Source organism: Pseudomonas sp. (assembly GCF_049590575.1).
GTDB lineage: Bacteria > Pseudomonadota > Gammaproteobacteria > Pseudomonadales > Pseudomonadaceae > Aquipseudomonas.
The window spans coordinates 1-9394 of the sequence record NZ_JBAWDE010000048.1 but is presented as its reverse complement, the minus strand read 5'-3'; the positions used below and the strand labels follow the sequence as shown (position 1 = coordinate 9394).

At 60.9% G+C, this 9394-nt stretch carries 8 protein-coding genes; 6 read left to right on the top strand and 2 right to left on the bottom strand.

The features are described 5' to 3' along the window. Nucleotides 1-353 precede the first annotated feature (353 nt). Nucleotides 354-1847: a CoA-acylating methylmalonate-semialdehyde dehydrogenase gene (locus WBR57_RS03645; RefSeq protein ID WP_424082200.1), complete on the bottom strand. Its 1494-nt coding sequence runs from the start codon at nt 1845-1847 to the stop codon at nt 354-356. Nucleotides 1848-1886: 39 nt separating this feature from the next. After that, on the bottom strand, nt 1887-3236 hold the full coding sequence (locus WBR57_RS03640) for an aspartate aminotransferase family protein (protein ID WP_424082198.1): 1350 nt from the start codon (nt 3234-3236) through the stop codon (nt 1887-1889). A gap of 125 nt (nt 3237-3361) precedes the next feature. Here WBR57_RS03640 and WBR57_RS03635 point away from each other — a divergent pair, with 125 nt between their 5' ends. The 6 genes from WBR57_RS03635 to WBR57_RS03610 all read left to right on the top strand — a co-directional run bounded on the left by WBR57_RS03635 (nt 3362) and on the right by WBR57_RS03610 (nt 9352). Next, nucleotides 3362-4282 carry a LysR family transcriptional regulator gene (locus WBR57_RS03635; protein WP_424082196.1) on the top strand — a complete coding sequence of 307 codons (921 nt, stop codon included), beginning with the start codon at nt 3362-3364 and terminating at the stop codon, nt 4280-4282. 88 nt (nt 4283-4370) lie between these two features. Continuing rightward, complete coding sequence (locus tag WBR57_RS03630; RefSeq protein WP_424082194.1) at nt 4371-5765, top strand: uracil-xanthine permease family protein; 1395 nt, start codon at nt 4371-4373, stop codon at nt 5763-5765. A gap of 87 nt (nt 5766-5852) precedes the next feature. Next, nucleotides 5853-6512, top strand: coding sequence for a TetR/AcrR family transcriptional regulator (locus WBR57_RS03625; RefSeq protein WP_424082192.1), 660 nt, complete (start codon nt 5853-5855; stop codon nt 6510-6512). A gap of 11 nt (nt 6513-6523) precedes the next feature. Continuing rightward, complete coding sequence (locus WBR57_RS03620; protein ID WP_424082190.1) at nt 6524-7105, top strand: IMPACT family protein; 582 nt, start codon at nt 6524-6526, stop codon at nt 7103-7105. Nucleotides 7106-7161: 56 nt separating this feature from the next. Further along, the gene (locus WBR57_RS03615; protein WP_424082188.1) at nt 7162-7848 is read left to right on the top strand and encodes an SDR family oxidoreductase; all 687 of its coding nucleotides are present in this window, start codon (nt 7162-7164) and stop codon (nt 7846-7848) included. A gap of 145 nt (nt 7849-7993) precedes the next feature. Continuing rightward, a complete protein-coding gene (locus WBR57_RS03610) occupies nt 7994-9352 on the top strand; it encodes an 8-oxoguanine deaminase (RefSeq protein WP_424082186.1) in 1359 nt (452 codons plus the stop codon). Nucleotides 9353-9394 lie beyond the last annotated feature (42 nt).

Genomic DNA, 9394 nt, shown 5'->3' with positions numbered 1-9394 from the left:
CACTTGCGCTTCCGATCTCTCGTTAGCGGGAGGCGAATTCTACAGCGTTACACGCTGCTGTCAACACCTCTTTTTCTCCGCTTTCGACCGAGAAGATCGAAACGTTAATAGAGCCAAACAACACCGCCCCATCAACTCCTTCTGGGCTTCGATGAACTGAAGCAACTCACTGTCGAATCCCGCATAACTCTTTGTTTACCAAGGAGTTTTCCGTTTCGACTGCGCCGGAAGTGGGGCGAATTATAGACTTCCAGAATCTGCCGTCAACACCTATTTTCACATTTGTGTCATATCGGTCAAAAAAGCCCCAGAAACGCGAAAGCCGGCCCCAAGGGGCCGGCTTTCAGACGAACTTACAAGCTGGGAAAGGCAAATTGCGACGCTTCGTGACTGGCCCGCTGCGGCCAGCGCTGGGTAATCGCCTTACGACGGGTATAGAAGCGCACCCCATCCGGCCCATACGCATGCAAGTCGCCAAACAGCGAACGCTTCCAGCCGCCAAAGCTGTGATACGCCACCGGCACCGGCAGAGGAACGTTAACACCGACCATCCCCACTTCGATCTCATCACAGAACAGACGCGCCGCTTCACCGTCACGGGTAAAGATGCAGGTGCCATTGCCGTATTCGTGATCGTTGATCAGTTGCATAGCCGCTTCCAGGCTATCAACCCGGACCACGCACAACACCGGCCCGAAGATTTCTTCTTTATAGATACGCATCTCAGGGGTCACGCGATCAAACAGACTACCGCCCAGGAAGAAGCCCTCTTCATACCCGGCAACACTCAAGCCACGCCCGTCAACCACCAGCTCAGCCCCCGACGCCACACCGTCTTCTATATAGCCACTGACCTTGTCCCGCGCTTGCCCGGTCACCAGCGGCCCCATATCCAGACCGCAGGAGGTGCCCGCACCGATTTTCAGTGCTTTGACCTGCGGCACCAGCTTGGCGATCAACGCGTCCGCCACCTGGTCACCCACGCACACAGCCACCGAGATGGCCATGCAACGCTCACCGCACGAACCATAGGCCGCGCCCATCAAGGCGCTGACGGCGTTATCCAGGTCCGCATCCGGCATCAATACCGCATGGTTCTTCGCCCCGCCCAGCGCCTGAACGCGTTTACCGCGCTTGGTCGCTTCGGCGTAGATGTACTCGGCAATCGGCGTCGAGCCCACAAAGCTCAGCGCCTTGACTTCCGGTGCCTCGATCAACGCATCCACCGCGCCCTTGTCGCCGTGCACCACGCTCAGCACGCCGTTGGGCAGGCCGGCTTCCTGCAGCAACTGCGCGATCAGCAGCGTCGAACTTGGATCACGCTCCGAAGGCTTTAGGATGAAACAGTTACCGCAGACGATCGCCAGCGGGTACATCCACAACGGCACCATCGCCGGGAAGTTGAACGGGGTAATACCCGCCACTACGCCCAACGGCTGGAAATCCGACCAGGCATCGATATTAGGCCCGACGTTACGGCTGTATTCGCCCTTGAGAATCTCAGGCGCCGAGCACGCATACTCCACGTTCTCGATCCCGCGCTTGAGTTCACCGGCGGCGTCTTCCAGCGTCTTGCCATGTTCCTCGCTGATCAACTGCGAGATACGCGCTTCGTTCTGCTCCAGCAATTGCTTGAAACGAAACATCACCTGGGCGCGCTTGGCCGGCGGGGTATTACGCCATGCCGGAAAGGCAGCCTTGGCCGAATCAATCGCGCTTTGAATGGTTTCGCGACTGGCCAGCGGCACCTGGTGGATAACCTGGCCAGTGGACGGGTTGTACACGTCGGCACTGCGGCCGGTGTCGCTGACCATCTGGCCATTGATCAAATGCTGGATAAGGCTCATGCAGGGCTCCTGAAAAGTTGCTCTATATAGAAGGAGAAATCAGTCGATCTTGTTCAGCACTTCGCCGACCGCGTCGAACAGACGGTCCAAGTCATGCGGCTTGCTGTTGAAGGTTGGCCCGAACTGCAAGGTATCGCCGCCAAAGCGCACGTAGAAGCCCGCCTTCCACAAAGCCATGCCGGCCTCGAATGGACGCACGATCGCATCACCGTCACGCGGGGCAATCTGGATCGCACCGGCCAGGCCGTAGTTACGAATGTCGATCACGTTCTTGCTGCCCTTCAAGCCATGCAGCGCATTCTCAAAGTGCGGGGCGACTTCGGCTACGCTCTGCACCAGGTTTTCCTTCTGCAACAGGTCCAATGCCGCCAGGCCAGCCGCGCAAGCGACCGGGTGCGCCGAGTAGGTGTAGCCGTGGGGGAATTCCACTGCGTACTCAGGCGTCGCCTGGTTCATGAAGGTTTGATAGATCTCGCTGCTGGCAATCACCGCGCCCATCGGGATCGCGCCGTTGGTGACTTGCTTGGCGATGCACATCAGGTCCGGGGTCACGCCGAAGCTGTCGGCGCCGAACATCGAGCCGGTACGGCCGAACCCGGTGATCACTTCGTCAAACACCAGCAGGATGTTGTGCTGGTCGCAAATCTCACGCAGGCGCTTGAGGTAACCCTGTGGCGGCACCAGCACACCAGCGGAACCGGCCATCGGTTCGACAAACACCGCGGCGATGTTCGATGCATCGTGCAACTCGATCAGCTTCAGCAACTCATCGGCCAAGGCGATACCGCCCTGCTCCGGCATGCCGCGGGAGAATGCATTGCTGGCCAGCAAGGTGTGCGGCAGATGATCAACATCCATCAAGCCCTGACCAAACAGCTTACGGTTACCGTTGACGCCGCCCAGGCTAGTACCGGCGATGTTCACACCGTGGTAACCACGGGCGCGGCCGATCATCTTGGTCTTGGTGGCCTGACCCTTCAGGCGCCAGTAAGCACGCACCATCTTCACCGCAGTGTCGGCGCACTCGGAGCCGGAGTCGGTAAAGAACACGTGGTTCAGGTTACCCGGCGTCAGGTCGGTAATCTTTTCCGCCAGCTGGAAGGACAACGGATGACCGTATTGGAAGCCCGGTGAGTAGTCCAGGGTGCCCAGTTGCTTGGCGACCGCTTCCTGGATTTCCTTGCGCGTATGTCCTGCGCCGCAGGTCCACAGGCCCGACAACGAGTCGTACACCTTGCGGCCCTTGTCATCCGTCAGCCAGCTACCCTCGGCGGCCACGATCAGGCGCGGGTCACGCTGGAAGTTGCGGTTGGCGGTGTAGGGCATCCAGTGGGCGTCCAACTTCAGTTGGCTGGCCAGGGACGATGGGGCGTTTTCGGGCATGTTCATCAGCAAAACCTCGCAGGGCAAAAGGCAGCGTCGGGATTGAAAAGCGTTCTTGCAGCTAAATTGCCACGGGGATAAAGTCGGTGAAATCCAACTCTTCTAACCTTCAGTCAGGCCTTCACTAAACTATGAGCAGCCGTCGACCCGACCCCCTGGCCCAAGTCAGCGACTTCGATATTCGCCTGTTGCGTATCTTTCGCAGCGTGGTGGAATGCGGCGGTTTCTCGGCGGCAGAAACGGTGCTCGGGATTGGCCGCTCGGCCATCAGCCAGCAGATGAGCGACCTCGAGCAACGCCTTGGCTTACGCCTGTGCCAACGCGGTCGCGCCGGCTTCTCGCTGACCGAAGAAGGCCGCGAGGTCTATCAATCGGCCCTGCAACTATTAAGTGCCCTGGAAAGTTTCCGCACCGAGGTCAACGGCCTGCACCAGCACTTGCGCGGTGAACTGATCATCGGCCTGACCGACAACCTGGTCACCCTGCCCCACATGCGCATCACCCATGCCCTGGCGCAGCTGAAGGAACGCGGCCCCGACGTACAGATCCAGATCCGCATGATCGCCCCCAACGAAGTGGAGCAAGGCGTACTCGACGGTCGCCTGCATGTCGGCGTGGTGCCCCAGGCCAGCGCCTTGTCGGGCCTGGAGTACCAGCCGCTGTACAGCGAACGCTCGCTGCTCTATTGCGCAGTTGGCCATCCGCTGTTTTATGCCGACGACAAACAACTGGACGACGCACGCATCGACAGCCAAGACGCCATCGCCCCGACCTTCCGTTTACCCGCCGACATCCAGGCCCACTACCAGGCGCTCAATTGCACGGCCAGCGCATCGGACCGCGAAGGCATGGCGTTCCTGATCCTCACCGGCCGTTATATCGGCTACTTGCCGGATCACTACGCCAGCCTGTGGGTGCAACAAGGCCGACTGCGCGCGCTGAAATCGGCCACGCGTTTTTACGATTTAAGCCTCGCATCGGTCACGCGCAAAGGGCGTCGCCCTCATTTGGTGCTGGAAAGCTTCCTGGAAAGTCTGGCCGCAACCCGCTAACTCGGGCCCCGCCTAAAAAGCTGAGCAACTGGACAGCTTTTTGCAAGGGCACCAGGACCTTGAACCGTCCGACTCGAGTTTGCCCGCCATGCCACCAGAATCCTCCAACCCCAGCGACCTGATCTACGGCCTCAACGACCGGCCCAAACCCGCCCCCGCGCTATTGGCCGCCTTGCAACATGTGCTGGCGGCTTTCGTCGGCATCATCACCCCGCCCCTGATTATCGGCTCCACGCTGGGCCTTACCGCCCACCTGCCCTACCTCATCAGCATGGCGCTGATGGTGTCCGGCGTGGGCACCTTCATCCAGGCACGTAGGCCGTTCGGCATCGGCGCCGGCATGATCTGCCTGCAAGGCACCAGCTTTGCGTTTCTTGGCGCAGTGTTGTCGGCTGGATTCCTGGTGAAGCAACGCGGCGGCAGCCCGGAAGACATCCTGGCGATGATCTTTGGCGTGTGCTTTTTCGGCGCCGCAGTACAGATCGTGCTGAGCCGCTTTATTGGCCAGTTGCGCCGGGTTATCACGCCGCTGGTCACCGGAATCGTGATTACGCTGATCGGCATCAGCCTGATCAAAGTCGGCATCACGGATTTGGGCGGCGGCTTCAATGCGCCTGACTTCGGCGCGCCCATCAACCTGGCGTTGGGCCTGTTCGTGGTGCTGACGATCATCCTGCTCAACCGTTCGAACACGCCATGGGTGCGCCTATCGGCAATCATTATCGGCCTGGCAGTCGGCAGCCTGGCGGCGTGGTTCAGCGGCAAGCTGGTGCCCCAAGCCCTGCCCGACCTGCCGCTGGTGAGCCTGCCGATCCCGTTTCGCTTTGGTTTCAGCTTCGACTGGAGCGCTTTCCTACCCATCGCGCTGATTTATCTGATCAGCAGCATCGAAACCGTCGGCGACCTGACCGCCAACTGCATGATCGCCCGCCAGCCCATCAGCGGCCCTTCTTATATAAGCCGACTCAAGGGCGGCGTGCTGGGGGATGGCGTCAGCTGCATGATCGCCGCCACCTTCAGCGCGTTCCCCAACACTACCTTTGCGCAGAATAACGGCGTGATCCAGCTCACCGGCGTGGCCAGCCGTTATGTCGGCCTGTATATCGGCGTGGTGCTGTTTTGCCTCGGCCTGTTTCCGTTGATTGGCGCTATGTTGCAGCAAATCCCCAAGCCCGTATTGGGCGGCGCCACCCTGGTGATGTTCGGCAGCGTAGCCGCCGCCGGTGTGCGCATTCTCGCTCAGGCACCGCTGGACCGACGCAGCATGCTGATCATCGCCACCTCGTTTGGCGTCGGCCTGGGGATCGCCGCTCAACCTAACCTGCTGCACTTGATGCCCACCCTGGTACAGAACCTGTTCGACTCGGCCATCACCAGCGGCGGGCTCACGGCCATTGTGTTGTGCCTGTTACTGCCGGAAGCCAAAGCGACAACCCCTGCCGCAAACCGCGCGTCGGAAAGCGACACCCTGGAACCGCTTTGACGGTTTTATTGCATCGGGACTTGTCTGAGGCTTGAGGGTGGGTTATCTGTGCACACGTCGCCATCATCGATCAGCACGGAAACCTCCATGAGCCTCGAAGTTCCTGCCCACAGCAACCCCGCCGGTAAACCCGCCAGCCGCATTCGGCAAAAGAACGAACAAGCGATTCTCCAGGCGGCTGAAGATGAATTCGCGCGCCACGGCTACAAAGGCACGAGCATGAATACCATTGCCGCCAGCGCCGGGTTGCCGAAGGCCAACTTGCATTACTACTTCACCAATAAGCTGGGCCTGTATATCGCGGTGCTCAGCAATATCCTGGAGTTGTGGGACAGTACGTTCAACGCCCTGACCGCTGATGACGAGCCGGCTGTAGCCCTCACCCGCTACATTCGCACCAAGATGGAATTCTCGCGGCGCCACCCCCAGGCCTCGCGGATTTTCGCGATGGAAATCATCAGCGGCGGCGAATGCCTGACCGAATATTTCAGCCAGGACTACCGCGCCTGGTTCAGCGGCCGGGCCGCGGTGTTCCAGGCCTGGATGGACGCCGGCAAGATGGACCCGGTTGACCCGGTCCATTTGATCTTCCTGTTGTGGGGCAGCACCCAGCACTATGCCGACTTCGCCACGCAGATCTGCCGCGTTACCGGTCGCACCAAGCTGACCAAGCAGGACATGGAAGACGCCGGCACCAACCTGATCCACATTATTCTCAAGGGCTGCGGCGTCAAGCCAGCCTACTGAAGAAGCGACTTATGCCTTTCACGCTCACCGGTCTTTGCGAGTTTCGCGAAGAAATTCGCAAAAGCCGATTTATCACCCTCGCCGCTCCGATCACCAGCGCGCAGGACGCCCAGGCGTTTTTCGAGCAACACAGCGACTTGAATGCCACGCATAACTGTTGGGCCTGGAAGCTGGCCGATCAATACCGCAGCAATGACGACGGCGAACCTGGCGGTACCGCCGGGCGGCCGATCCTTGCGGCCATCGAAGCGCAAGGTTTTGATCAGGTCGCGGTGCTGGTGATCCGCTGGTACGGCGGCATCCAGCTGGGTACCGGCGGCCTCGCCCGCGCGTACGGCGGCGGCGCGAATAAATGCCTGCAGACCGCCGAGCGTATCGAGCTGATCAGCCGCGTGCCGCTGAGGTGCGCCTGTGGTTTTTCCGAGTTGAACCTGGTCAAGCTGCGCCTCGCAGAGCTTGGCGGGCTGGTGGTAGAGGAACATTTCACCGCCAACGGCGTAGAGCTTCAGCTTGCACTGGGCGAAGCGCATATTGACACCCTGCAAACCCAACTTGCCGACTTGAGCCGTGGGCGCATCCTGCTGCAACGCTGAAGCTGGTAATGTAGCCCACTGAATTCCCTGAATTGCACTTTCAAAGGAAGCCTTCCATGTCTACGCCAAAAACCGCACTGATCATCGGCGCCTCACGCGGGCTGGGCCTTGGCCTGGTCAAGCAATTGCTGCAGGACGGCTGGAACGTGACCGCCACCGTGCGTGATCCGAGCAAGGCCGATGCGCTGAAAGCCGTGGGCGCGGTGCAGATCGAGAAACTCGACATGGACGATCAGCAAGCCGTGATCGCCCTGAGCCAGCGCCTCAAGGATCGGACCTTCGACCTGCTATTCGTCAATGCCGGCGTCAAGGGCCCGGCCAATCAGGAGCCTGGCCACGCGACCCTGGCGGAAGTCGGCCAACTGTTCTTCACCAACGCCGTGGCGCCGATCAACCTGGCGCAGCGCTTTGTCGGGCAGATCCGCAAAGACAGCGGCGTACTGGCCTTCATGAGTTCGGTGCTGGGCAGCGTGACCATCCCCGACGGCTCGGACCTGGCACTGTACAAGGCGAGCAAGGCCGCGCTCAACTCAATGACCAACAGTTTCATCACCCAACTTGGCGACCACAAACTCACCGTGCTGTCGCTGCACCCAGGCTGGGTCAAGACCGACATGGGCGGCGAAAACGCGCACATTGATGTCGAAACCAGCGTGCGCGGCCTGGTCGATCAGGTGAATGCCTACACCGGCAAGGGCGGTCATCACTTTGTGGACTACAAGGGCGATACCATCGCCTGGTAAACGCAAGCGGACCGTTATCGAGCGATTGCCGCCGATAACGATCCCCGCGTAGACTGCCCCCTCGCCCTCACCGGCGACCCTGGATCAGCAGACAGGGCAACACTGAGCTGGCAAACCTGAACCCATCATTCAGAGGAGCCGGCCAATGCCTGCGACCCGTATCTGGTTAAAAAACCCCCTCGCGATTTTCACTGCCAACGGCCTCGACGCCCGAGGCGGCCTGGTGCTGCAAGACGGTGTGATAACCGAAGTGCTGGGCTGGGGCAAAGCACCCGCCGTACCTTGCGGCCAAGTGTTCGATGCTCGCGAACATGTGATCCTCCCCGGGTTGATCAACACCCACCACCACTTCTACCAAACCCTGACCCGTGCCTGGGCACCCGTGGTCAACCAGCCGTTGTTCCCCTGGTTGAAAACCCTGTACCCGGCCTGGGCACGACTCACCCCGGAAAAACTCGCACTCGCCAGCAAAGTCGCGCTGGCCGAGTTGCTGCTCTCGGGCTGCACCACCGCTGCAGACCACCACTACCTGTTTCCCGACGGCCTGGAAAATGCCATCGACGTACAGGTGGAAACCGTGCGTGAACTGGGCATGCGCGCCATGCTCACCCGCGGCTCCATGAGCCTGGGCGAAGCGGACGGTGGCCTGCCGCCACAGCAGACCGTGCAGCAAGGCCAAGTGATTCTCGACGACAGCCAGCGCCTGATCCGCGAGTACCACGAGCGAGGCGACGGCGCGCAGATCCAGATTGCCCTGGCGCCGTGCTCGCCGTTTTCCGTCACCCCGGAAATCATGCAGGCCAGCGCCGAACTGGCCAACCAGATTGACGTGCGACTACACACCCACCTGGCGGAAACCCTCGACGAAGAAGACTTCTGCCTGCAACGCTTCGGCCTGCGCACCGTGGACTACCTCGACAGCGTCGGCTGGCTCGGCCCGCGCACCTGGCTGGCCCACGGCATTCACTTCAACCCGGATGAAATCGCGCGCCTGGGCGCTGCCGGCACCGGCATCTGCCATTGCCCAAGCTCGAATATGCGCCTGGCATCCGGCATCTGCCCGACCCTGGACCTGCTCGCCGCCGGCGCACCTATCGGCCTTGGGGTAGACGGCTCGGCCTCCAACGATGCTTCGAACATGATCCTCGAAACGCGCCAGGCCCTGTATATCCAGCGCCTGCGTTACGGCGCAGAAAAGATCACTCCCGCGGGCGTGCTGGGCTGGGCCACCAAAGGCTCGGCGCAGTTGCTGGGGCGTACGGATATCGGCGAATTGGCCGTAGGCAAACAGGCCGACCTGGCGCTGTTCAAACTGGATGAGTTGCGTTTTTCCGGCAGCCACGATCCGATCTCGGCACTGCTGCTGTGCGGCGCCGACCGTGCGGATCGGGTGATGGTTGGTGGCAAGTGGCGCGTGATTGACGGCCAGGTCGAGGGCCTGGATTTGAAAGGCTTGATTGCCGATCACAGCCAGGCGGCGCGGGAATTGATCGCCGGAACCTAAGCCAAACGCAGCTCAGAATGTGGGAGGGGGCTTGCCCCCGAT

Bases quoted from the DNA above. Each gene is read 5' to 3' on its own strand.
- WBR57_RS03630 (WP_424082194.1), top strand. From the start codon at position 4,371: ATGCCACCAGAATCCTCCAACCCCAGCGACCTGATCTACGGCCTCAAC.
- WBR57_RS03640 (WP_424082198.1), bottom strand. From the start codon at position 3,236: ATGAACATGCCCGAAAACGCCCCATCGTCCCTGGCCAGCCAACTGAAG.
- WBR57_RS03620 (WP_424082190.1), top strand. From the start codon at position 6,524: ATGCCTTTCACGCTCACCGGTCTTTGCGAGTTTCGCGAAGAAATTCGC.
- WBR57_RS03645 (WP_424082200.1), bottom strand. From the start codon at position 1,847: ATGAGCCTTATCCAGCATTTGATCAATGGCCAGATGGTCAGCGACACC.
- WBR57_RS03610 (WP_424082186.1), top strand. From the start codon at position 7,994: ATGCCTGCGACCCGTATCTGGTTAAAAAACCCCCTCGCGATTTTCACT.
- WBR57_RS03625 (WP_424082192.1), top strand. From the start codon at position 5,853: ATGAGCCTCGAAGTTCCTGCCCACAGCAACCCCGCCGGTAAACCCGCC.
- WBR57_RS03635 (WP_424082196.1), top strand. From the start codon at position 3,362: ATGAGCAGCCGTCGACCCGACCCCCTGGCCCAAGTCAGCGACTTCGAT.
- WBR57_RS03615 (WP_424082188.1), top strand. From the start codon at position 7,162: ATGTCTACGCCAAAAACCGCACTGATCATCGGCGCCTCACGCGGGCTG.